The 24886-nt window shown below is 64.1% G+C and carries 17 protein-coding genes and 1 tRNA gene; 10 read left to right on the top strand and 8 right to left on the bottom strand.

What is annotated here, in order from left to right; genetic code table 11:
• Window positions 1–248: 248 nt before the first annotated feature.
• Together katG and CDQ92_RS00655 are read left to right on the top strand one after the other, a co-directional pair.
• Window positions 249–2441 carry a catalase/peroxidase HPI gene (gene katG, locus CDQ92_RS00660; RefSeq protein WP_088439177.1) on the top strand — a complete coding sequence of 731 codons (2193 nt, stop codon included), beginning with the start codon at window positions 249–251 and terminating at the stop codon, window positions 2439–2441.
• A 321-nt stretch (window positions 2442–2762) separates the two neighbouring features.
• A complete protein-coding gene (locus CDQ92_RS00655) occupies window positions 2763–3347 on the top strand; it encodes a septation protein IspZ (protein ID WP_088439175.1) in 585 nt (194 codons plus the stop codon).
• 127 nt (window positions 3348–3474) lie between these two features.
• Here the strand turns inward: CDQ92_RS00655 and CDQ92_RS00650 are convergent, their stop codons facing one another.
• Window positions 3475–4722 (bottom strand): aspartate kinase, encoded by a 1248-nt coding sequence (locus tag CDQ92_RS00650; RefSeq protein ID WP_088439173.1) that lies wholly within the window; start codon window positions 4720–4722, stop codon window positions 3475–3477.
• 158 nt (window positions 4723–4880) lie between these two features.
• On the opposite strand from CDQ92_RS00650, the gene ubiG reads away from it, so the two are divergent.
• Window positions 4881–5606, top strand: a complete 726-nt coding sequence (gene ubiG, locus CDQ92_RS00645) for a bifunctional 2-polyprenyl-6-hydroxyphenol methylase/3-demethylubiquinol 3-O-methyltransferase UbiG (protein WP_088439171.1) — start codon at window positions 4881–4883, stop codon at window positions 5604–5606.
• Between the two features lie 107 nt (window positions 5607–5713).
• Here the strand turns inward: ubiG and CDQ92_RS00640 are convergent, their stop codons facing one another.
• The 7 genes from CDQ92_RS00640 to CDQ92_RS00610 form a co-directional block, all read right to left on the bottom strand.
• On the bottom strand, window positions 5714–6385 hold the full coding sequence (locus tag CDQ92_RS00640; RefSeq protein WP_088439169.1) for a glutathione S-transferase family protein: 672 nt from the start codon (window positions 6383–6385) through the stop codon (window positions 5714–5716).
• Between the two features lie 78 nt (window positions 6386–6463).
• Window positions 6464–6895: a hypothetical protein gene (locus CDQ92_RS00635; protein ID WP_088439167.1), complete on the bottom strand. Its 432-nt coding sequence runs from the start codon at window positions 6893–6895 to the stop codon at window positions 6464–6466.
• A 254-nt stretch (window positions 6896–7149) separates the two neighbouring features.
• Window positions 7150–11676 carry a glutamate synthase large subunit gene (gene gltB / locus CDQ92_RS00630; RefSeq protein ID WP_088439165.1) on the bottom strand — a complete coding sequence of 1509 codons (4527 nt, stop codon included), beginning with the start codon at window positions 11674–11676 and terminating at the stop codon, window positions 7150–7152.
• A gap of 30 nt (window positions 11677–11706) precedes the next feature.
• The gene (locus CDQ92_RS00625) at window positions 11707–12873 is read right to left on the bottom strand and encodes a DUF2059 domain-containing protein (RefSeq protein WP_088439163.1); all 1167 of its coding nucleotides are present in this window, start codon (window positions 12871–12873) and stop codon (window positions 11707–11709) included.
• Between the two features lie 19 nt (window positions 12874–12892).
• Window positions 12893–14335 (bottom strand): NAD(P)-dependent oxidoreductase, encoded by a 1443-nt coding sequence (locus CDQ92_RS00620; protein WP_088439161.1) that lies wholly within the window; start codon window positions 14333–14335, stop codon window positions 12893–12895.
• Window positions 14336–14493: 158 nt separating this feature from the next.
• On the bottom strand, window positions 14494–15294 hold the full coding sequence (locus CDQ92_RS00615; protein WP_088439159.1) for an undecaprenyl-diphosphate phosphatase: 801 nt from the start codon (window positions 15292–15294) through the stop codon (window positions 14494–14496).
• Between the two features lie 74 nt (window positions 15295–15368).
• On the bottom strand, window positions 15369–16307 hold the full coding sequence (locus tag CDQ92_RS00610) for a complex I NDUFA9 subunit family protein (RefSeq protein ID WP_088439157.1): 939 nt from the start codon (window positions 16305–16307) through the stop codon (window positions 15369–15371).
• A gap of 203 nt (window positions 16308–16510) precedes the next feature.
• Here CDQ92_RS00610 and CDQ92_RS00605 point away from each other — a divergent pair.
• The 7 genes from CDQ92_RS00605 (at window position 16511) to CDQ92_RS00570 (ending at window position 24687) form a co-directional block, all read left to right on the top strand.
• A tRNA-Leu gene (locus CDQ92_RS00605) sits at window positions 16511–16597 on the top strand.
• 224 nt (window positions 16598–16821) lie between these two features.
• Entirely contained in the window at window positions 16822–18039 is a 1218-nt protein-coding gene (locus tag CDQ92_RS00600; protein ID WP_088439155.1) for a tyrosine-type recombinase/integrase, read from the top strand.
• Window positions 18040–18566: 527 nt separating this feature from the next.
• Complete coding sequence (locus CDQ92_RS00590; protein ID WP_088439151.1) at window positions 18567–20351, top strand: ParB/RepB/Spo0J family partition protein; 1785 nt, start codon at window positions 18567–18569, stop codon at window positions 20349–20351.
• Between the two features lie 772 nt (window positions 20352–21123).
• Window positions 21124–21288 carry a DUF736 family protein gene (locus CDQ92_RS00585; RefSeq protein ID WP_088439149.1) on the top strand — a complete coding sequence of 55 codons (165 nt, stop codon included), beginning with the start codon at window positions 21124–21126 and terminating at the stop codon, window positions 21286–21288.
• A gap of 248 nt (window positions 21289–21536) precedes the next feature.
• Window positions 21537–22766 (top strand): tyrosine-type recombinase/integrase, encoded by a 1230-nt coding sequence (locus CDQ92_RS00580; RefSeq protein WP_088439147.1) that lies wholly within the window; start codon window positions 21537–21539, stop codon window positions 22764–22766.
• Window positions 22760–23683, top strand: coding sequence for a tyrosine-type recombinase/integrase (locus CDQ92_RS00575; RefSeq protein ID WP_088439145.1), 924 nt, complete (start codon window positions 22760–22762; stop codon window positions 23681–23683). Before CDQ92_RS00580 ends, CDQ92_RS00575 begins: the two co-directional genes overlap by 7 nt.
• A complete protein-coding gene (locus tag CDQ92_RS00570) occupies window positions 23680–24687 on the top strand; it encodes a tyrosine-type recombinase/integrase (protein ID WP_088439143.1) in 1008 nt (335 codons plus the stop codon). Before CDQ92_RS00575 ends, CDQ92_RS00570 begins: the two co-directional genes overlap by 4 nt.
• The last annotated feature ends 199 nt before the right edge of the window (window positions 24688–24886 follow it).

Here is a 24886-nt window from a genome sequence, read left to right as displayed (position 1 = left end):
AACGTCATTTCATTGCGGCAACCTGCGCCGCTGTAATCGGTTCGTTCAATGACTGAATTCAGCTTATTCGGTTATGTCGATGGAGGAGGGCGGCCTATCCTTTCCATCCCAAGGCGAAAGGATGATCCAATCGACTCGCGACCGGCCTCGACCGACGTGCTAGCGGTGACTCCCGGTCACCCGCGCGTCATGCGCCCGTCATCCTGCCACGCCACTGTATTCAACGATAAACCCAAAGGAGAGACTGCATGAACGACCAGACCCCCATCGGCAGCGGCTGCCCGGTTCACCAGCCCGGCGGCGTGCGTTCGCTGCTTGGCCGCACCAACAAGGATTGGTGGCCCGACATGCTGGCGACCGAAGTCCTCACGCCCAATGGCCCGTCGAACCCGATGGGCGACGACTTCGACTATTCGAAGGCGTTTGCGCTGCTCGACTATGCGGCGCTGAAAGCCGACCTGACCGCGCTGATGACCGACAGCCAGCCTTGGTGGCCCGCCGATTATGGCCATTATGGTCCCTTCTTCATCCGCATGGCGTGGCACGCCGCGGGCACCTATCGCACCGCCGACGGCCGCGGCGGCGCCAACAGCGGGCAGCAGCGTTTTGCGCCGCTCGACAGCTGGCCCGATAACGGCAATCTCGACAAGGCGCGCCGCCTGCTGTGGCCGATCAAGCAGAAATACGGCAATAAGATCAGCTGGGCCGACCTGTTCATTCTGACCGGCAATGTCGCGATCGAAAGCATGGGCGGTCCGGTGTTCGGCTTCGGCGGCGGCCGCGCCGACGTGTTCGAGCCCGAACGCGACATTTACTGGGGCAGCGAAGACAAGTGGGTGAACGAAGGCGTCCAGACGCGTATCGACCCCGACAAGGGCATGGAGGCCCTCGAAGGCCCGCTTGCCGCGATTCAGATGGGGCTGATCTACGTCAACCCGGAAGGGCCGGGCGGCAATCCCGATCCGCTGCAGTCGGCGCGCGACATGCGCGCGACCTTTGAGCGCATGGCGATGAATTCCGAAGAAACGGTCGCGCTGACCGCGGGCGGCCACACCTTTGGCAAGGCGCATGGCAATGGCGACGCTTCGCTGCTCGGCGCCGCGCCCTCGGGCGGTGACCTCACCGCCTTGGGCTTCGGCTGGGTCAGCAGCCATGAGAGCGGCGGGATCGGCGAACACACGGTAACCAGTGGGATCGAAGGATCGTGGGTCAACACCCCTACCGAATGGTCGGAGAATTATTTCCGCCTGTTGCTCGACTATGATTATGAGCTCGTCCATTCGCCTGCCGGTGCACAGCAGTGGCAGCCGATCAACCAGAAGCCGGAGGATATGGCTCCGGCGGCGTGGGATTCGAACATCAAGGTTCCGACCATGATGACGACGGCCGACATGGCGCTCAAGATGGATCCCGAGTTCCGCGCGATCAGCGAAAAATTCCGCAGCGATCACGAAGCCTTCAAAGACGCCTTTGCGCGCGCCTGGTTCAAGCTGTGTCACCGCGACATGGGACCGAAGGTCCGGTACCTCGGCCCCGAAGTCCCGGCCGAAGACCTGATCTGGCAGGATCCGATCCCCGCCGGCACGATGCCTTCGGACGCCGAAGTGGCTGCCGTTAAGGCCGCGATTGCTGGAAGCGGTTTGACCGTGAGCCAGCTGGTCAAGACCGCCTGGGCCTCTGCCAGCACTTATCGCAAATCGGACCATCGTGGCGGTGCCAATGGCGCGCGCGTTCGCCTGGCACCGCAAAAGGACTGGGAGGTCAACGAACCGGCGATGCTGGCGAAGGTGATCGAAACCCTCGATGGGCTGCGAGGTTCGCTGTCGATCGCCGATGCTATCGTCCTCGGCGGGGTGGTCGGGCTGGAAAAGGCGATCAAGGATGCGGGCTTCAACGTCGCGGTGCCGTTCACCGGCGGCCGCGGCGATGCCACCGCGGAACAGACCGACGCCGACAGCTTCGAGGTGATGGAGCCCGAGGCCGATGCGTTCCGCAACTATCTCGGCAAGAAGAAGCTGGCGATCAAGACCGAGGAAATGATGCTCGACCGCGCCTCGCTGCTCGGCCTGTCGGTACCCGAAATGACGGTGCTGGTTGGCGGGTTGCGCGTACTCGGCGCCAATCACGGCGAGCGTGGGCATGGTCATTTCACCAAACGTTCGGGTCAGCTGACCAACGACTTCTTCGTCAACCTGCTCGACATGACCAATGTCTGGAAGGCCGTCGATGGGTCGGACGATCAGGAATATGTCGCCACCGACCGCAAGGGCGGCGGCGAAACCTGGCGCGCCACCCGCGCCGACCTGGTGTTCGGTTCCAACTCGGAGCTACGCGCGGTCGCCGAAGTCTATGCCGAAACGGGCCATGAGGAGAAATTCGTCAAGGATTTCGTCAAGGCCTGGACCAAGGTGATGAATGCCGACCGGTTCGACCTCGCCTGATCGGGATCAGCCGAACAGATGACGGGTCGCGACCCGCCCCCGGGGACATGGGCCTGGGGGCGGGTCTTTCTTTTTGGGGCATCGGCTCGCCGCTTCGTAAAAAGCAGCGAGTTCTCCCGCGAAGGCGGGAGCCCATCTCCCGCTGGTTCATGTTGAACCCACCGGCGATGGGTCCCTGCCTTTCACGACGCGGACGATGATGACGCCGTTGAGCGCGCGTCCATTGCGCTCAATGTTAACAATGTAAAATCAGACTTGACCGCCTGGGCCGCCCCGGGTCATGTTGACGGCGACAACATTGAGTCGCGGAAAGGATGTGCCATGCGAACCTTGCTCTATGCCATCGGGCCGATGCTGTTCGATTCGCTCGGCATCATCGTTTTCGCGGTGTTGCTGGCCGTGGGTGCCGGGATCGTCACCGCCACGGTCGCCGGGACGGTCGTCGCGGTTGCGGTCGTCGGCTATGAACTCGCGCGCGGGCACAAGGTCGCGGCATTGCAGTGGATCAGCCTGGCGTCGGTGCTCCTCGCCGCTGCAGCGACGCTGTTTACCGGCGATCCGCGTTTCGTGATGGCGAAGCCGACGATCGTCTATCTGATCGTCGGAACGGTGATGCTGCGCAAGGGCTGGCTCAACCGCTATATTCAGCCCGAGCAACTGGCGCTGGTCGGCGACGTGATGGACCGGTTCGGTTTTATCTGGGCGGCGATGATGTTTGCGAGCGCGGGACTCAACCTGGTCGTCGCGGTGTTTTTCACCGCATCGTGGCCATTGTTCATCGGGATATTCCCGCTGGCGTCCAAATTCGGTCTGTTCGCGGTCCACATTGCGGTGGTACATTTCATCGGACAAGCGCGGCTGCGGCGTGGTGCGGGCGGCCAGTTGGAACCGCTCGCCGCAGAATAATTGAACCGATCCTCCCAAACCCGTTCGTGCTGAGCTTGCCGAAGCACCATCCTTCCTTTCAGCGTTGCCGAGGAAGAACGGCCCTTCGAAAAGCTCAGGGCGAACGGAAGATGGGTGTTAGGCGGGCCTAGTCGGCGTCGAGGCCGTAGGCGGTGTGCAGAACGCGCACCGCGAGTTCGGTTTCATCCTCGTCGATCAGCACGCTGACCTTGATCTCGCTGGTCGAGATCGCCTGGATGTTGATACCGCGATCGGCAAGCGCGCGGAACATCGTGCTCGCAACCCCGGCGTGGCTCTTCATACCGACCCCGACGACGCTGATCTTTGCCACCTTGTCGTCGCTGATGATGCGGTTGAAGCCGATCTTTTCCTTCGCGGCGTCGAGCAGGTCGATCGAGCGCAGCAGGTCGGTCTGGGGCACGGTGAAGGTCACGTCGGTCTCGCCCTTGTCGCGGCCGACGTTCTGGATGATCATGTCGACGTTGATCCCCGCCGCGGCGAGCGGGCCAAAGATGTTGGCGACGCCGCCGGGCCGGTCGGGCACGCGGGTGACGATGACCTTCGCTTCATTCTTGTCGTGGGCGATGCCGGTGATCAGCTGCCGTTCCATCTGATGTTCCTCTATTTCCTCGTCGCTGACGATCATCGTGCCGCGGGCGGGGGCTTCGTCGCCCTCGACAAAGCTGGAGAGCACTTGCACGCGCACGCGCTCTTTCATCGCGAGTCCGACCGAGCGGGTCTGGAGCACCTTGGCGCCGACGCTCGCGAGTTCGAGCATTTCTTCATAGGTGACATAGTCGAGCTTGCGCGCGCGCGCGACGATGCGCGGGTCGGTGGTGTAGACGCCGTCGACGTCGGTGTAGATGTCGCAGCGATCGGCCTTGAGCGCCGCGGCCACGGCGACCGCACTGGTGTCCGACCCGCCGCGTCCGAGCGTCGATACGCGGCCATCGTCCATCAAGCCCTGGAAGCCGGGGATCACCGCAACCTCGCCGCGCCCCATCGCGGCGCCGAGCGCGCCGGTGTCGATGTCGGCGATGCGCGCGCGGGCATGCGCTTCTTCGGTGCGGATCGGCAATTGCCAGCCGAGCCAGCTACGCGCTGGGGTGCCCATCGCCTGCAACGTCAGCGCGAGCAGGCCCGAGGTGATCTGTTCGCCCGCGGCGACGACGACGTCATATTCGGCGGGGTCGTAGCGCGGGTTCGCCTCGCGGCAGAAATTGACGAGACGGTCGGTCTCGCCCGCCATCGCCGACACCACGACCGCGACCTCGTTGCCCTGCGCAACTTCGCGCGCGACGAGTTTCGCGACGGTGCGAATCCGCTCGGTGCCCGCCATCGACGTGCCCCCGAATTTCATCACGATCCGCGCCATCTCGCCCCGCTTTCAAGAAACTGGTTTCTACCGCAACATTCGAACAATTCCGCGGCGCTCGGCTGTTAGGGAAGGGCGCGCGGGAAGGCAAGAGGAGCGCTCGCCGCAGCGGATAGAATTTCTTGCATGGGGCGAGGGGGAGTGCCACATCGCGGGGCATGAGCGCTGCCACAATCAACCCGCATGAAGCCGCCCATTTCGGCGCGCTCGCCGCCGACTGGTGGGATCCGCACGGCTCGTCGGCGATGCTGCACAAGCTGAACCCGGTGCGGCTGACCTATATCCGCGCGCAGATCGATGCGCATTGGCATGTCGACGCGCGCGAGCGTTTTGCGCTCGCTGGCAGAACGGCGATCGATGTCGGGTGCGGCGCGGGGCTGCTGGCCGAGCCGCTGGCGCGCATGGGCGGACAGGTGATGGGCGTCGATGCGGCGCCGGAGAACATCGCGGCGGCGCGCGCGCATGCGGTGGGGCAGGGGCTGGAGATCGACTATTTTGCGGGCGAGCTGGCCGCTTTGCCGCCCGCGACATTTGATCTCGTCACCTCGATGGAGGTGGTCGAGCATGTCACCGATCCGGCGGCGTTCATCGCCGGCCTCGCGGCACGACTGGCGCCCGGCGGGTTGATGATCCTCTCGACCCCGAACCGGACGATGCTGTCGAAGCTGCTGCTCGTCGAGGCGGCCGAACGCGTCGGCGCGGTGCCGCGCGGGACGCATGACTGGGACCAGTTCCTGAAGCCCGCGGAACTGACGAAGTTGCTCGAAGACGCGGGGTTAGAGGTTGTCGATCGCACCGGCCTGTCGCCTTCGCCCGCGAAGGGCTTCAAGCTGGGTGGCAGCGAGGCGCTGAACTATCTGGTCGCGGCACGGTGGCCGGGCTGATAGATTTCCTCATCAAATCGTCACTGCGAGCGTAGCCAAGCAATCCAGGGCGGCTTACGCGGGCTCTGGATCGCCGCGTCGCCTTCGGCTCCTCGCCATGACGGAGCTCAGAAATCGACATCCTCATAATATTTCGGCGGCGTCACGATTTCCATCCGCTCGGCCAGCAGCGGGCGAAAGCTGGGGCGGGATTTGAGGCCCGAATACCAGCCTTTTGTCTGCTCGTGACCGGTCCAGTCGATGCCGCCGAGATAGTCAGCGACCGAGATATGCGCCGCGGCGGTCAGGTCGGCGAGGCTCATCGTTGCGCCGGCCAGCCAGGTTCGGTGGTCGATGAGATAATCGACATAGTCGAGATGGTTGTTCGCCGCCTTCATCGCCTCGCGCAGCGCGCCGCCGTCGGGGGGCTGGCGGTGGACAATGCGTTTCTGCATCCGCTCGAACAGCAACGGGCCGGTGACTTCGTAATAGAAATCATGGTCGAACCACGCTGTCAGGCGGCGGATTTCGGCACGGTTGGCCGCGGTGCCGTTGATCATCGCCTTGCCTTCGACGGTTTCTTCGAAATATTCGGAAATCGCCATGCTGTCCATCAGCACCTGGCCGCGCGCCTGATCGACCATCACGGGGGTGCGGCCCGCGGGATTGAGGTCGATGAATTCATCGCGGCGCTCCCACGGCGATTCGCGGACCAATTCATAACCGACGCCCTTTTCGCCCAGCAACAGGCGAACCTTGCGCGAAAAGGGACAGAGCGGGAATTGATAGAGTTGCCACATGGGTCTGGCATAGCGGCAGCGGGGCGCCCCGCGCAACGGCTATGGCGCGGTGCGGCCGTTCCGGTTGTGGATTGTCGCTTAGCGGCGCGGCACGGCGCGTTCGCGTTCCCATTGCGCGGCCATATCGCGCGCCATGTCCTTGAGCACCGGCGCGTACACTGCGAGTGCCGACGCAGCTTGTCCGGCCATCCGCGTTGTCGCGCGGACGTCGGCGCCCATGCGATCGGCATAATCGGGATCGCGGCCCGCAACCTCGCCCAGCGTCGCATCGCGGGGGATATAGGCGGCGTCGGATTCGGGGTCGACGCGGGCAATAGCGTCGGCGAGTGGGCCGACCGGCATCTGCATCAGCGCGCCGACGATCGCGGTGATGGTGTCGGCCATGCGGTCCTGTGCCACCGGATCGTTCAGCGTCGCGACGGTATCGCGCAGTTCGGGGTCGGCGGCGGCCGCAGGCAGCGGCGCGGCGACCGCGAGCAGGGGAAGGGCGATCAGGGCGAAACGGGTCATGGCTGTCATCCTTTCAGAGGACGCAAGGTTCGGTAAAGGCCGGGTGTCTAGCGATGTAACGCTTTCGCTGGGCTGAACGTGCCGCCGCATTGCGATGAACTGCAACCGGAACGGGTTGAGCGGTCCTCGCTGTGGCGAAGCCATGGGGAGGGGGACCGTTCGCGGAGCGAATGGTGGAGGGGCAGCAACATTGCGCCATGGCTCCTCGTCAGCGTCTACGCTGCCACCTTCCCATCGCTGTGCGACCGGGAGGATTATTCTGCCGCGACGACCTCGGTCTCGGTATCGCTCAGCGGGCAAGTCAGGCGCGAGAGCATTTCCTTCGGACACACCTGCCAGAACTGGTCTTTCCAGCGATCCCAGTCGGCAAGAATTTCGCTCGACCATTTGCTTCCTGTCGCCTTGGCATGATCTTCGACCAGATCCTTCACCACCGCTTCCCAATGCGCGCTCTCGATCCGCTGCCAGACGATCGATTCAGCATTGGCGCGGCGTTCGAACCGGCCGTCGGTGTCGAGGATGAAGGCCATGCCGCCGGTCATCCCGGCACCGAAGTTGGAGCCGACGGGGCCGAGGATCACCGCGGTACCGCCGGTCATATATTCGCAGCCATTGGCGCCGCAGCCCTCGACGACGACCTTGGCGCCCGAGTTGCGGACCGCGAAGCGCTCGCCCGCCTGACCCGCCGCAAGCAAGGTGCCCGACGTCGCGCCGTAAAGGACGGTGTTGCCTATGATGCTGTTGTGCTGGCTGACCAGCGGGCTCGACACGGTGGGGCGTACGACGATGCGGCCGCCCGACAGGCCTTTGCCGACATAGTCGTTGGCGTCGCCGAACACTTCGAGGGTGATGCCGCTGCACAGGAAGGCGCCGAGCGATTGGCCCGCGGTGCCGCGCAGGCGGACCTGGACGTGATTGTCGGCGAGCCCGTTCATGCCGAACCTCGCCGTGACCTCGGCCGACAGGCGGGTGCCGACGGCGCGGTGAGTGTTGCGGACATTATAGGTCAGCTGCATCCGCTCGCCGCGCTCGAACAGCGGTTTTGCGTCGCTGAGAATCTGCGCGTCGAGGCTGTCGGGGACCGGGTTGCGGAGCAGCCCGTGCGAGCGGCGCTGGTTGTCGGGGGCGTCGACCTTGGCGAGGATCGGGTTGAGGTCGAGATCGTCGAGATGTTCGGCGCCGCGGCTGACCTGGCGCAGCAATTCGGTCCGGCCGATGACCTCGTCCAGGCTGGTCACGCCCAGCTTGGCGAGGATTTCGCGCACTTCCTCGGCGATGAACGTCATCAGGTTGATGACTTTCTCGGGGCTGCCGGTGAATTTCGCGCGCAGCTTTTCGTCCTGCGTGCAGACGCCGACGGGACAAGTGTTGCTGTGGCACTGGCGCACCATGATGCAACCCATCGCAACGAGACTGAGCGTCCCGATGCCATATTCCTCGGCGCCGAGGATCGCGGCGATGACGATGTCGCGCCCGGTCTTGAGGCCGCCATCGGTGCGCAGACGGATCCGGTGACGCAAGCCATTCAAGGTCAGCACCTGGTTGACTTCGGACAGGCCCATTTCCCACGGGGTGCCGGCATATTTGACGCTAGTTTGGGGGCTGGCGCCGGTGCCGCCGGTGTTGCCCGCGACGAGGATGACGTCGGCGTGTGCCTTGGCGACGCCGGCCGCGACGGTCCCGATCCCCGCCGAGCTGACGAGCTTCACGCAGACGCGCGCCTTCGGGTTGATCTGCTTGAGGTCGTAGATGAGCTGCGCGAGATCCTCGATCGAATAGATGTCGTGATGCGGCGGCGGGCTGATCAGCGTCACACCCGGCGTTGCATGGCGCAGGCGCGCGATGAACTCGGTGACCTTGAAGCCCGGAAGCTGGCCGCCCTCGCCGGGCTTGGCGCCCTGTGCGACCTTGATCTCGATCTCGTCGCAGGCACCAAGATATTCGGCGGTGACCCCGAAACGGCCGCTCGCGATCTGCTTGATGTTGCTGTTGGCGTTGTCGCCATTGGCATAGGGCTGGTAGCGTTCGCGCGCTTCGCCGCCTTCGCCCGACACCGCCTTGGCGCCGATGCGGTTCATCGCGATCGCCAGCGTTTCATGCGCCTCGGGCGACAGCGCGCCGAGCGACATGCCGGGGGTGACGAAGCGCTTGCGGATCTCGGTGATCGCCTCGACGCTGTCGAGCAACACGCCCTGCGCCGGATAGTTGAATTCCATCAGATCGCGAAGGTATACGGGCGGCAGGTCGGCGACCCCGCGCGAGAATTGCAGATAGGTAGAATAACTGTCGGTCGCGACCGCGGTCTGCAACAAATGCATCAGTTGCGCCGAATAGGCGTGCGTCTCGCCGCCCGCGCGCTGGCGATAAAAACCGCCGATAGGCAGGGTGGTGGCGCGCTGGTCGAACGCGGCTTCATGCTTCTCGGTCGCGTTGATGAACAGCGATTGATAGCCTTCGCCCGAAATCTTCGCCGGCATGCCGGGGAACAGATCGTTGACGAGCGCGCGGGAGAGGCCGACCGCTTCGAAATTATAGCCGCCGCGATAGCTGGAGATCACCGCGATCCCCATTTTGGCGAGGATCTTGAGCAGACCGTCGTCTATCGCCTTGCGGAAGCGCAGGCGGCAATCGTCGAGCGACAGGGTGCTGCCGAAGAGTCCGCGCGCGTGCCGGTCGGCAATCGCGGCTTCGGACAGATAAGCGTGGACTGTGGTCGCGCCGACCCCGATCAGCACCGCAAAGGCATGGGTGTCGAGCACCTCGGCCGAGCGGACGTTGATCGAGGCGTAACTGCGCAGCCCCTTGCGGACGAGATGGGTGTGGACGGCGGCGGCGGCGAGCACCATCGCCATGCCGACGCGATCCTCGCCAATGCTCTGGTCGGTCAGGAACAGCTCGCTGCGTCCGGCGCGCACCGCATCCTCGGCCTCGCGGCGGACGCGCGCGATCGCCTCGCGCAAGCTCGCGGCATCGCCGCCGACGGGGAAAGTGCAATCGATGTCGGCAACGGCATCGCCGAAATAGGCGCGCAGGCGATCCCAGTCGTCGCCGACGAGAACGGGGCTGTCGATCACGAGGACGTGGTCGCTTTGCCCCTTTTCATCGAGGATATTGGCGAGGTTGGCAAAGCGCGTCTTCAGGCTCATGACATGCCGTTCGCGCAGACTGTCGATCGGCGGGTTGGTGACCTGGCTGAAATTCTGGCGGAAAAATTGCGCGACGTGGCGTGGCTTGTCGGAGATGACCGCGAGCGGGGTATCGTCGCCCATCGACCCGATCGCTTCCTTCGCATCCTCGACCATCGGCGAGAGGATCAGCTCCATATCTTCCATGGTCAGGCCCGCGGCGACCTGGCGGCGCAGCAAATCGCTGCGCTCGAAGACTGGCAGGCTCGATTTGCCGCCCTTGGGCAGGTCGGCCATGGTGCGGAAGCCTTTGACGCGTGCGCCGTAGTCATGCGCGCCCGCGATCTTGTCCTTGATCGCGCGGTCTTCGTAGAGGGTGCCGCTTTCCAGATCGACCGCGATCATCTGGCCGGGGCCGAGGCGGCCTTTTTTGCGGATGCTCGCCTCGGGTAGCAGGACCATGCCGCTTTCGGAGCCGACGACGAGCAGATTATCCGCGGTCAGCGTGTAGCGCAGCGGGCGGAGCGCGTTGCGGTCCATGCCCGCAACCGCCCAGCGCCCATCGGTCATCGCGAGCGCCGCGGGGCCGTCCCACGGCTCCATCACGCTGGCGAGATAATTATACATCGCCTTGTGCGCATCGGGCATTTCGGGTTCGTTGACCCACGCCTCGGGGACGAGGATCAGCTTTGCGGTCGGCGCGTCGCGCCCGGCGCGGCACAATGTTTCAAACACCGCGTCGAGCGCCGCCGTGTCCGATGCGCCCGCGGGGATCACCGGCTTGATATCTTCCGAATGCTCGCCGAAGGCGAGGCTTGCCATCTTGATCTCGTGGCTTTTCATCCAGTTCTTGTTGCCGCGGATCGTGTTGATTTCGCCATTATGCGCAAGACAGCGGAACGGCTGCGCCAACCACCATTGCGGGAAGGTGTTGGTCGAATAACGCTGGTGGAAAATCGCGACGCGGCTTTCGAACAGCTTGCTCGTCAGGTCGGGATAGAAATCAGCGAGGCTCTCGGCGAGGAATAGCCCCTTGTAGATGATCGAGCGGCACGACAGGCTGCACACGTAAAAATCAGCGATCTGGGCGGCGATCACCTTTTTCTCGATCCGGCGGCGGACCAGATAGAGCTGCTTTTCGAACTCGGCGAGCGACGCTTCGTCGGGGAGCGGCCCGGCGATCATGATCTGCTCGATTTCGGGGCGCGTGCGCTGCGCCTTGTCGCCGATCACCGATACGTCGACCGGCACCTGGCGCCAGCCATAGATGGTGAAGCCCGCGTCGATGATCTCGGCCTCGACGATGGTGCGGCAATGCTCCTGCGCCTCCAGGTCGGTGCGTGGCAGGAAGATCATGCCGACGGCGAGACGGTTCGGGCGCACTTTATGGCCCGACGCGGCGATTGCATCGTCGAAGAAACGGACCGGCAGGTCGACATGGATGCCCGCGCCATCCCCGGTCTTGCCGTCGGCATCGACCGCGCCCCGGTGCCAGACGGCACGCAGCGCCTCGATTGCCGCCTCGACGACGCGGCGCGACGCCTTACCGTCGGTCGCCGCGACCATGCCGACGCCGCAGGCATCGGATTCCAGGTCGGGGCGATACATGCCGTGCTCGGCAAGCCGGGCGTGTTCGGGGGTGGGGTAGTGGGTCATCTTTGTCGTCCTGACGGTATAGGCTGGCGCCTATTCGGAGGGGGCTTTGTCCAGCCGTTTGCGCGCCTTGTTCGCGGCTTCGGCCTCGGCTTCGAGATAGGCAGTGGCGGCGGCGGCCGAGGCAGCCTCCAGGTCTTCGACGCGCTTCAGATCGGCGGCCGACCAGTTGCTGCGGTCGTAGGCGGGGTCTTCGCTGGCATAATCAGTAGCGGCCGCAGCGGCATCTGCTGCGGCATCGGCGGCGTCTGCCGCCGCGTCGGCGGCGCTGCCGTCATACGAGGCATCGGCGGCAGCATCCGCAGCGTCGGTCGCTTCCATCACATCGGTCTTCGACATGTCGCGCTGCTCTTTCAGCACCTTCACATCGACCTTCATCAGCTTGGCGAGCGAGGCGAGTTCCTTGTCGCTGAAGTCGGATAGCTGCTTTTCCTTGGGCAGTTCCTTCATTTCCTTTTCGATCTGCGGTCCGCGGTCCATGAATTTGGTGACCATGGGCGGCAGCGCCTTCATCACCGCGACCATCACTTCGGGGTCGGCCTGCAAGGCCATCCATTCGCTGGCATAGAGGCGGCCTGTGGACGTCGCGAGGAAGCTGTTGAGGTCGGTGAGCTGCGCCGCGCTGAACTTGCGGGCATAGGCCTTGGCCATGCCGTCGCGCATCGGCCGCTCCAGATCGGTCAGGGCTTCGCTGATCAGCGGCTTGATCACTCGCGTGATCTGGTCTTCGCGTTCCTGGCGATGCGGGTCGAACATATCGGCGATCTTGTTCTTTGTTGCCTCGTCGAGCGTGGCAATCTTGTCGCTTTCGACCCCGGTCTTGATCGACAGCATCAGGTCCGACTGGCCGCCAAGCTCTGCCATGATCGTCTTGAACATCTTGCCATAGAGGTTGTCGATCATCTTCTCGAGGCTGCCGGCGGGGATTAGAGCCCCCATCGTCTGCTGCGCGAGCGTCAGGCGAGCGGGCTCGATCGGCGGCAAGCTGCTGGTGTCGAACATCTTTTCAACCAGCGCGATTGCCGCATCCATGTCCTTCTGCATCTTCGCCTTGGTATCGATGGCAAAGTCTTCGCTGTTGACATCAGCTTGAGCATCATCGGCAACGACTTCGGCCACGGGTGCTTCCTGCGCGGTAGCGGCCAGGGGTGCCAGCGCGAACGTCCCGGCGAGCAGCATCGTTTTGAATTTCGACATCATGAATTCCTTCCCCTGTTGGTCATGCTGCCTTCTTTTCGCTTTTGGCTTTGGCTTTCAACCACTTTGCCATCTGGTCGCTGACATCACGGCCGTCGCGGATGCCCCAGACGACCAGGCTGGCACCCCGGACGATGTCGCCGGCGGCAAAAACGCCGGGCAGGCTGGTCATCATCGTCTGATGATCGACCCGCAGCGTGCCCCAGCGCGTGACGCTGAGGTCGGGAGCGCCGAACAAATTGGGCAGTTCCTCGGGATCGAAGCCTAGCGCCTTGATCACCATGTCGGCGGGCAGGTCGAAGGTGCGGCCGGGATCGACCTCAGGGCTGCGGCGACCGCTGGCATCGGGCGCACCAAGGCGCATGCCCGCGACCGCGACCTGCTTGACGCTTTTGTCGGCGGTGAAGCTTTCGGGCGCCGACAGCCAAACAAAGTCGACGCCTTCTTCCTCGGCGTTCGACACTTCGCGCAGCGAGCCGGGCATATTTTCACGGTCGCGGCGGTAGAGGCATTTCACCGACTTGGCGCCCTGCCGTACCGCGGTGCGGACGCAGTCCATTGCGGTGTCGCCGCCGCCGATGACGACGACGTGCTTGCCCGCGGCGTCAAGGCGGCCGTCGTCGAACGCCGGAACCGCATCGCCAAAGCCCTTGCGGTTCGACGCGACCAGATAGTCGAGCGCGGCGATGACTCCTTCGGCTTCGTTGCCGGGAACCTTTATCTCTCGCGCCTTGTATACCCCGGTGGCGATCAGCAGCGCGTCATGCTTCTGGCGCAGCGCGTCGAGCGTCGCGTCGCCGCCGACCTCGAACCCCAGATGAAAATGGATGCCGCCCTCAGCCAGCCGGTCGACGCGCCGCATCACGACGTCTTTTTCCAGCTTGAAGCCGGGGATGCCATAGGTGAGCAGCCCGCCGGCGCGGTCGTGGCGGTCGTAGACATGCACTTCATGCCCCGCGACGCGCAGATATTCGGCGGCGGTCAGCCCTGCGGGACCAGCGCCGATGATGCCGACCGACTGGCCGGTCACTTTGCCGGGGTGTAGCGGCTCGACCCAGCCCTCCGCCCAGGCGGTGTCGGTGATATATTTCTCGACGCTGCCGATCGTTACCGCGCCATGCCCCGAAAATTCGATGACGCAATTGCCTTCGCACAGGCGATCCTGCGGACAGATGCGGCCGCAGATCTCGGGCATCGTCGATGTGGCGTTGCTGAGTTCATAGGCTTCGCGCAGCCGCCCTTCGGCGGTCAGGCGCAGCCAGTCGGGGATATGGTTGTGCAGCGGGCAATGCACCGAGCAATAGGGGACGCCGCACTGCGAGCAGCGCGCAGCCTGTTCGTCGGCATCGGGCGCGGCGTAGCGCTCGGCGATCTCGCGAAAATCTCGCGCTCTGTCGTCGGCGGAACGCTTGTCCGGGTAATGTTGTTCGCGCTCCACAAATTGAAGCATGCGATCGGCAGCCATGCAATTTCCCCTTCGATGCGGGCCAGATGCATGGTCAGACGGGCTCTGTCACGGAAGAATTGCCAGTTAGGTAAGGTAAACTGTCCTAAAATTACACTCGATCGAGAGAGATGGCGTCGCGGGCGCAATTTTCTTTCAAATCTAGTCCCATTTCGGTCCTACCTCAGGCCAAGCCAGATCAGCGCGATCGTGCCAAGAACGATTCGATACCAGGCAAAGGGCGCAAAGCCGAAGCGGCCGACGATCGCCACCAGCGCCTTCACGACCGCCAGCGCGACGACAAACGCGACGCCCAGCCCGATTGCGATTGCGGTCAGATCGTCGATCACGAGTATGTGGCGGTCTTTCCATAGCGAATACACAGTCGCGCCCAGCATTGTGGGGACGGCGAGGAAAAAGCTGAACTCTGCCGCGGTCTTGCGCTCGACCCCCATCAGCAGCGCGCCCATGATCGTCGCGCCCGAGCGGCTGACCCCGGGGATCATCGCGATGCACTGGACGACGCCGATGATGATCGCGGTCCGAAGCGGCATCGCCTCGACGCTTTCGACCTTCACCACCTTGACCATACGCTCGATCGCGAGGATCACGACGCCGCCAACGATCAGCGCGACCGCGACGGTCGTCGGCGACTGGAGCAGTGCGCGGATCCCTTCGTACGCGACTGCGCCGATCAGCATTGCGGGCAGGAAACCGATCAGGATGTTGCGGGTAAAGGCGATCGCGTCAGGATCGGCGCGCAGCAGCCCCATGCCGACATCCCAGAACCGCTGCCGATAGGCGACGAGCACTGCAAGGATCGCGCCGAGCTGGATCGAGATCTTGAACGCCGCCGACCCTTCGCCGGTAAAGCCGAGCAGTTCGGCGGCGAGGATCAGGTGGCCGGTCGAGGACACCGGCAAAAATTCGGTCAACCCCTCGATGATGCCAAGCAGGATGATGGTCGCAAGGTCGTGCATAAATGGTCCTGAGGTTGATCACCCCGGACGACCCAACGATCGGGTGGGGGCAGGGCGTCGCCCGGTTGGTTGGGTCAGGCGGGCTTTTGCACCGCAAAGCGGCCGTGGCGGCGATATTGCACTAGCCAGTCGTCGGCGACCGCAGCCAGCGAGGTCTGCGCAACGCCAAGCTCGGCCAGCCCTGCGGCGCCAGCGGCGACGACATTGTCCTTTTGCAGCATCAGCCACTGATCCTTGGTGATCGGGGCGCCCGGCGCCCAGCCGAGACCCGATGCAACCGCCCCGGCGACGGCATCCGGCACATCGACAAACAGCGGCGAGCGGCCCGTCGCATCGGCGATCCAGCGCTGCAATTCGCCCATGGTCAGCACCTGCGGCCCGCCCAGCTCAAAGGTCTGCCCCGCCGCGGCATCGCCCAGCGCGGCGACGACAGCATCGGCGACGTCGCCGACATAGACCGGCTGGAACTTCGCGTTCGGCGCCACCACCGGGATCACCGGCGCCATGCGGATCATCGCCGCAAAGCGATTGATAAACTGGTCCTCGCGGCCAAAGATGATCGACGGGCGCAGGATCACGGCAGCGGGAAACGCCGCGCGCACCGCGGCTTCGCCATCGCCTTTGCTGCGACCATAGGCCGACGCGCTGTCGCGGTCGGCGCCAATCGCCGAGATATGGACGAGGGCGCGCACCCCAGCGGATTTGGCTGCCCCGGCGACATGCCCCGCGCCATCGGCCTGCACTGCCTGCATATTGTCGAACGCGCCGACCAGGTTGATCACCGCGTCGCTGCCTTGGACCGCACGCGCGATGCTGGCGGGGTCGCGGACATCGGCGGTGACGAACTGCGTCTGGCCCAGCCCGCCGAGCGGTTTCAGAAAGGTCGCGGCGCGCGGGTTGCGCTGCGCGATGCGGACGCGGACGCCGCGTGCGAGCAGGCGCTGCACGACATAGCGGCCGACGAAGCCGCCACCGCCCAGCACCGTGATCAATTGCCCGTCGAGTTTCTGCATTGCATCCGCCTGTTATCAATTCTGTGTGGGTGGCGCAGCGTGCGCCCGATCGCTTCCCCATGCCGCGAAGCGGGGGAGGGGGCAAGGGGCGACGGCCACCTGATGGCCTGAAACGGGAACCTTTGCGATAAAATATGCCACGATCGCCGGACCGCGGTTGACAAGCCGCCAGCCCCCCCGCTAAGCGCCCGCTCCTACCCCGTGCCCAGATGGCGGAATTGGTAGACGCACCAGCTTCAGGTGCTGGCGATCGCAAGGTCGTGGAGGTTCGAGTCCTCTTCTGGGCACCATTTACCCTTCTCATAACATCCAAGAACCCTTGAAAAAATGGCAGAAATCTGCCATTTTTCTCTTGGTTCTGTTTTGTGTCGTCCAGAGAGATTTCACTCCATCTCGGCAAAAAACGGGTCACGAAACGGGTCACGTCGCATGTGCCCAAATCGGTGACCCGTGTGCCAAGGATTGAGTGGCGAATCCTCCGACCATCGAGACAGATCGATGCAGGAGTTGATAGATGGCGTTGAGCGATGTTCGCCTTCGGGCGCTTAAGCCCCGAAACAAGGCATATAAGGTTCCGGATGCTGACGGACTATATCTTGAAGTTCGGACCTCGGGAGCCAAGCTGTGGCGCTTTCGCTTCTGCCACCTTGGCAAGGAAAGCCGCATATCGCTGGGTAGTTATCCCGAAATTGGATTGGCTTCTGCCAGAAGGAAGCGCGATGAAGCCCGGCAGCAACTCGCCGAGGGCCTCGATCCTGCAGCCGAGCGGAGACGAGAAAAGCTGACCGCAGCTTTCAAGGCGGCGAACAACTTTGGTGACGTCGCCAAGGAATATATCGAGAAGATGGTCGCCGATGGTCGCGCCGAAACGACGACGGTGAAAGCGAATTGGCTCCTAGCTCAACTGAAGCCGATCGCCGCGATGCCGGTTGCCGATATCAAGCCGATCGAGGTGCTTGCCGCGCTCAAAAAGCTTGAGGCCCGTGGCAAACGCGAGACCGCGCGGCGTTGCCGGTCGTTCGCAAGCCGCGTTTTCCGCTATGCCGTGGCGACCGGGCGAGGAGAAGTCGATCCGACTTCTGTGTTACGTGGTGCTCTCGTGACACCGAAAGTGACGCATCACGCGGCGATTCTTGACCCCGCGGGTGTCGGTGAACTGTTGAGGTCGATAGACGCCTATTCCGGAAATGCGATCACGCGCATTGCATGTCAGATCGCGCCGCATGTCATGATGCGGCCCGGCGAGTTGCGACAAGCGCTATGGACCGAGATCGACATGACGGCCGCGATCTGGACGGTTCCGCCCGAGCGCATGAAAATGCGTCGGCCACATGCTGTTCCCCTGTCGCGGCAGGTTCTCACTTATCTGGAAGATCTACTTGGGCTGACCGGCCCGGAAGGTTTCGTCTTTCCAGCTTTTCACACGTCGAAACGCCCGATGAGCGAAAATACGATCAACCAGGCGTTCCGACGCATGGGCTACGCGACTGGCGAGGTCACAGCGCACGGACTTCGGACCACGGCTTCGTCGTTGTTGAATGAAAGCGGGAAATGGAGCCCGGACGCCATCGAGCGCTCGCTTGCTCATGCCGACCCGAACACCGTGCGCGGCATCTACAATCGCGGACGCTATTGGGATGAGCGAGTTGCGATGCACCAATGGTGGAGCGATTATCTCGACGCACTGCGCGCCAGCAAAATGGATGAAGCCCAATCGCTTGTGGCGGCTTGAGCGCCGCGGTAGTTCTTGAGGGTGGTGAGGTCTTGAGGGTGGTGAGGCGGGGCGCGGCCTCAAATGAGCGCACACTGGCGGAGACAGGCGCCGCCAGAGGTCGCGCGTTTTCACGGTTGGCCGCACCGCGCTCTTGTCTCGCTTCTTGGCGTCGTGGGCGCGCAGCCCTTGCGGCGGGTAAACAGCGCATAGCGCTGTTCCGGGCGTGGATTCGCCACCCCCGACCCGCCACCGGTCCGCGCACGCCGCGGCGCCGGCGGTTGCGACAAGGGCGCGTTTGTTGTCCGATGATGACGTCGCGCTAAAGCGCAGCGGCGCTGGTCGTTGGCCGGCCACGGACTGCGTGGCAGTCGGCGCACGGCTGTGGGACCGCTCGGACGGTGCGCAAGCCGCCGCTACGCGTCGGCTCCTCCACTGCGTTGCGGCCCTGCGGGTGCGCGCCGTCCTTGAGCGCGGTCCCGTCGCCTTTCCTCGCCGCCCGCCCCGCCGTCCGGGGCCGGGTGTGGTGGAAGGAAAGGAAGAAAATCATGAAGCTCGATTTTATCGATGTGGACCATCTGTCGATTGCCGCCGCCAACATGCGGGGGAAGGGCAAAGACCCCGATGTGTCCGACCTGCTCCCGAGCATTCGCGCGCGGGGTGTACTGGTTCCGCTGCTCGTTCGTCCCAACTGCGCCGAAGGCCGGTTCGAGATCGTCGCGGGACGTCGCCGCTTTACCGCCGTCAACGCCGTTGTGCGCGAGGGCGGAGCGGTGAAGCCGATCCCGTGTGCGATCCTCGACGAAGGTGACGATGCCGATGCGCTCGAAGCATCGATGCTCGAAAATCTGGCGCGGGTCCGTCCTGACGAGGTCAGCCAGTGGGAAGCGTTTGTGGCGCTGGTCAAAACAGGGCGCAGCGTGGAGGAGGTGGCCGATACGTTCGGGTTCGAGCCGAGCGCGGTGAAGCGCATCCTTGCGCTCGGCAATCTCTTGCCGCGCATCCGCACCCTCTATCGCGGCGGTCAGATCGACGTGAACACGGTGCGGCATCTGACCCTTGCATCGAAAAGCCAGCAGAAGGCATGGCTGGCACTGTTCGATGACGAGAGCGCCTATTGCCCAACCGGCCATCAACTCAAGGCGTGGCTGTTTGGCGGCACGGCCATTGCGGTTACGCATGCCTTGTTCGACGTCGAGGCTTTCAAGGGCAGCATTGTTGCCGACCTGTTCGGCGAGGATCGGTTCTTTGCCGACAGCGATGCGTTCTGGGCGGCGCAGATGGCAGCGGTCGATTCCCGCAAGGCCGACTATCTTGAGGCCGGATGGTCCGACGTGATCATCATGGAGCGCGGCCAGTGGTTCCGCGAGTGGGATCATGCCTACGCTGGCAAGCGCAAGGGCGGTCGTGTCTATGTCGAGGTTCGCGAGAGCGGCGAGGTCAGCTTCCACGAGGGCTTTGTCACCGCAAAGGAAGCGAAGCGGCTTTCCAGCGGCAGCGGGGAGGGTGTTGCCATCTCCGAGAAGCCATCGCGTCCCGAGGTGTCGGGTCCGCTCAATGCCTATATCGATCTTCATCGCCATGCGGCGGTGCGCGCCGACCTGCTGGCACATACCGGTGTCGCACTCCGAGCGATGGCCGCGCACGTCATTGCGGGCGCAGACCTGTGGCGGGTCGATGTCGAGGCGCAGCGCGCTCCGAAAGAAGAAATTGCCGAGAGTGTCGAGACCTGCTCCGCCGAAACCGCTTTCGATACGAAGCGCCGTGCCGTGCTCGCCGTGCTTGGTTTCGACGAAGACGCCCCGACCGTTACCGGCAAGGGTTATCACCGTCCCCCTTTTGCTCCCTTGTTCGCTCGGTTGCTCGAACTTCCCGACCCCGTAGTAATGGAGATTATCGCAATCGTCATGGGCGAGACGCTGCAAGCGGGCAGCGAGGCGGTGGAAATGATCGGCCTTCATCTCGGCACCGACATGCACCAGCACTGGCAAGCCGACGCGGCGTTCTTCGACCAGCTTCGCGACCGCGAAGTGCTGCTCGCCATCGTCGGCGAGGTCGCGGGCGCGGAGGTCGCAGCAGCAAACGCCGGTGAGAAGGGTAAGGCGCTGAAAGCGATCATCGCCGATTGCCTTGCGGGCGAGAACGGTCGGGCGAAGGCCGAGCCGTGGGTTCCGCAGTGGATGGCGTTCCCGCCGACTGCCTACACGTCTCGCGGCGGTGTCGGCAGCGTGAAGGCTGCGGCGCGTGTGGCTTTCGATCTCTCCGCGAGCATTGTGCCTCTCACCGAGGACAGCAGCGGACCGGAAACCGACGAACCGCCATTGGCGGCATAACAATAGGCGGGCGGCTTTTGGTCGCCCGCCTATTGTTCCCTCACCGGTAACGGACGCGCTGTCCCTTCGGGCCAGCGCGGCGCTTTCATTTTTGGCGCGCCGCCGCCGCAAGCGGCGACGGCGCGCGGACTCGGCAAGGAAAAAAGGCGGCACGATAAATCGCGCCGCCTTAAACGATGGTCTGCGTTGCAGAATATCGCCCCCCACCACCGAACGGTCCCCTGGGTCGCAATCAGGGAGCGTCCGACGAAAGTTCGTGTTGCGAGGCCTATGGCCGTTGCCGGTCGGGCAGGATTGTACAGATCCGCCAAAACGGAGTGATGGCGCTCCAGATTGTGCATTTCCCGATGACCCGGTGGGTTGTCCAACTCGCGCTATGGCGTCGGAATAACAACAATCGCGGAACGTCTGCGTTGAACCGTCCTTGACGATGTGTCTCTGGCGCATTGAGGCGTGTGTTCCGCTTGGGCATCCTGCTCTCATGACGTTACTAATCCGGTGCTGTTAGTGACTGCCTTGATCAAGCCGAAGACCATCCCCGTCGATGGGCGATCGACCTGGACCGGCACGGCGCCCCGCGAAAGTGCGGCGGCGCGATTATTTCCCCGCCGGCTGCGCCGCCTCCTCGCGGTCGCTGCGCTTCAAATAATCGCGGCGTCGCACTCCTCCGCTGCGCTGCGGCCCTTGCGGGTTCGCGGATCGCCTCATGCGCCGGTCCCTTGTCCGCCCATGTCGCAGGGATGGTCCCGCGGCAGTTTGAAGGAGACGACCAATGGCAGCTATCGGCTTTGTGAACGGCACCATCGAAGAAGGCTTCGTGGGCCAGTTGAAAACTCTCACGATCCGCGCGGCGATCGAGATCCGCACCAACCGCTCCAAGAGCGGCGACGTCCAGCCCGATTACCGGGTTTATTCCGAAGGCGTCGATTATGCGTAGCGCGTGATTATGCGGAGTGGGGTGATGGAAGTGGCGGTTATCTGGCGCTTTTTCTGTGTTCCTGCTCCACATAATAACGGCGGCGGTGCCGCAGCCCCTCGCCGGGTAGCGGGCGCCGCGGGCTAAGGTCACCGCGACCAGAGCAGCGCATGCTCGTGTAACGATAACGGATGTCCGAATAGTTGCGGCGTTCCGAATACCAGGCACGTCGGGTCATAGTCCCGCCTCCACCAAAAAGAGGAGGCGGTATGCCAAGAGGTGTCGATCAGCCAACGAAGAGCGTTGTCGGGGAACGGTTGAAGGCCGGAATGGCGGCGGATCATGCGGACGACTTTGCGGAATGGCTCCGCGAGCGACGTTATACGCCGCTCACTATCATCGAGAGGGTACGGCTGCTTGCAAGCTGGACGCAGTGGGCGCGCGAGAACAGCTATGCGCTGGACACAATCCGCGAGGCGCATGCGGCATCGTTCGCTATGATCAGGGCCGGATACCGGCCCCGGTTCCGTGGCGATGTCAACAAGGATGCCGTGGAAACCGCCAAGCTGTTCATCGCATATCTGGAGGGCTGCGGTGCCCTGCCGCGTCTGCCCGAGCGGTCCGATCCGGCTCTCATGATCGAGTTTGCGCGCTGGGCGCGCGAGCAACATGGCCTCGCGGAGACGACGCTCGGTACCTATCGTGGCGCGATCCTGCCGTTCATCGCCCAGCTCGGCGATGACCCTGCTGTCTATGATGCCGCCGCGATCCGCCGCTTCATGCTGGGGCGCGCGGGCACTGTATCCGGCGCCCGTCTGAACGGCATCGGGGTCGGGGTCCGCGCGTTCCTGCGCTTCCTGATCGCGACCGGGCGATGCCAACCGGGGCTTGATCATGCCATGCCCAGAGCCGCGACCTGGCAGCTGACATCGATCCCGCGGTTCCTGCCCGACGCCGATATCGTCCGGATCCTCGCCGCGTGCGAGGGGGAGCGGCGCCTGCGCGATCGCGCGATTATCCTCCTGCTCGTGCGGCTCGGACTGCGCGCGAGCGAGGTCGCCCGGCTGACGTTCGATGACATCGACTGGCGCCAAGGCAGCATCCGTCTGCTCGGGAAAAGTCGGCGCGAAGAACTGCTCCCGCTCAGCCAGGAGGTCGGCGACGCGATCATCGCTTATATAGAGCGTGCGCGGCCAGCGATGCCGACGCGCGCGTTGTTCCTGACGGAGATCGCGCCGCTCAGACCCATCAACCGCATCGCCGTCAAATGCCTTGCAACGGCCGCGTACCGGCGCGCCGGTATCGACTGTCCGCACAAAGGCGCCCATATCCTGCGCCATTCGGCAGCGACCGCGATGCTGCGCCATGGGGTCAGCCTTGGCGACGTGGGAACCGTTCTGCGTCACCGCGCCAGGGCGATGACCGCGCATTACGCCAAGGTCGACATCGCGCTTCTATCGGCCATCGCGCAGCCCTGGCCGGGGAGGTCGGCATGCTGATCGACGACGCGTATCGCTATATCGAGCTGCGCCGTTCGCTCGGCTTCAAGCTCTGCAAAACCGCCGATCACCTGGCGTCGTTCGCAGAATATGCAGCGAGCGTCGGTGACGTCCATGTGCGCAGCGACACCGCGTTGGCATGGGCGGCGGCGAAGTCCTCGACCCAGGACAGTTATTATCGAAGGCTCCAGGAGCTGGCCGTGTTCGCCCGCTTCCTCCGTGCCGAAGACGCTGGGCACGAGGTGCCGCAGCACCGTCTGTTCTATCGGTCGCGATCGAGGCCGGCGCCCTATATCTTCTCGCAGGGCGAGGTGGAGCGGATGCTCATGTCCGCACGCGAGCTGCGTGCGACCCGGCTCAATCCGCTCAAACCCCTCACCTTCGAGATGCTGTTCGGCCTGCTCGCTGCGACCGGACTGCGAATATCCGAGGCGCTCAAGCTGCGGCTCGAAGACGTGCTCGCGGACGGGGTGCTGCATATCCGCGCGACCAAGTTCAACAAGAACCGGCTCGTCCCGCTCCATCCGAGCGTCCTGGCAAGGCTCGAAGCCTATCTGAGGGTCCGCGAACGCTATTACGGCGTTCTCGAAGGCCACCTGTTCCTGACAGAATGTGGCCGGCCCCTACCTTGGGGGACGGCCCGCGCCGCGTTCCATACCGTCTTGCGGACGGCCGGGGTCGCGGTCGATCGACCGCGTCGACCGCGCATGCACGATCTTCGCCATACGTTCGCGACGCGTGTGCTGGAGCAATGCGCTGCCGGACGGGAAGAGGTGGCGCGTGACTTCGTCGCGCTCTCGACCTACCTCGGACACGGCCACATCCGGCACACCTACTGGTATCTGGAAGCGGTGCCCGAGTTGATGGGCGACATCGCGGCTGCGGCCGAAATGCTCACCCTGGGGAGGTGTGCATGACGCCGATCGCCCCGCTCATCACCGGCTTTCTGCGCGAACATATGCCGCGCCAGCGCGGCCTCAGTCCCCACAGCTGCGACACCTATGCGCACAGCTTCAAGCTGCTGTTCGCGTTCGCGGCCCATCGACTGCGAACGCGGCCATCACAGCTCACGCTCGAAGAGATCGACGCCGACATGGTGCTCGCGTTCCTCGGCTATATAGAGCGCGAGCGCGGTAACAGCCCCGCCACCCGCAACGTCCGGCTCGCCGCAATCAAGGCGTTCATGCGCTACGTTGAACTCAAATATCCCCGTGCGCTCGAGCAGGTCGCACAGATCAATGCGATCCCGGGCAAACGGTACGACCAGAAGTTGATCCGCCATCTGACGATGCCGGAGGTGCAGGCGGTGCTCGATGCTCCCGACCTCCGCACGCGCTCGGGAATCCGCGATCGAGCCATGCTGCACGTCTGCTTCGCAGCCGGCCTGCGCGTATCCGAGCTGGTCGGTCTGCGCCTGAAAAACGTCACATTGCAGCCTACGCCCAATATCTTGGTAATGGGCAAGGGCCGTCGCGAGCGAAGTCTTCCGCTCTGGAAGGAGACGGCGCGAGACGTTCGTGCCTGGCTCACAGTTCGCGGCCCGGCACCCGTGCCGGAACTGTTCGTCAATGCGCGGGACGACGCGATGACACGGGCCGGGTTCGAATACATCCTGGCAAAGCATGCCGTGACCGCGGCGCGAACCTGCCCGACCCTGGCGGGACGCACGCTGACGCCGCACCTGTTGCGGCACAGCTGTGCGGTTATCATGCTCCAGGCCACGCGCGACATCCGCAAGGTCGCGTTGTGGCTCGGTCATGCCGACATCCGGACCACCGAAGTGTATCTGCGGATGGACCCGACCGAGAAGCTCGAGGCGGTCGAGGCGGTGCTCCCGCCGGCACTTCGACGCGGTCGGTTCAATGCGCCTGACGCGCTGATCGCATCACTGATGGCGGACCCACATGCCGAGCCGACTTGAGGTGCCGATGGGTCTTCGAAGGTGAAAATGGCGAGCATGCGCTGATCTGGTCGCGGTGACCTTAGCCCGCGGCGCCCGCTACCCGGCGAGGGGCTGCGGCACCGCCGCCGTTATTATGTGGAGCAGGAACACAGAAAAAGCGCCAGATAACCGCCACTTCCATCACCCCACTCCGCATAATCACGCGCTACGCATAATC

The organism is Sphingopyxis bauzanensis, from assembly GCF_002205675.1.
Lineage (GTDB): Bacteria > Pseudomonadota > Alphaproteobacteria > Sphingomonadales > Sphingomonadaceae > Sphingopyxis > Sphingopyxis bauzanensis.
The sequence above is the reverse complement of the archived record's forward strand: the minus strand, read 5'-3'. Positions and strand labels throughout refer to the sequence as shown.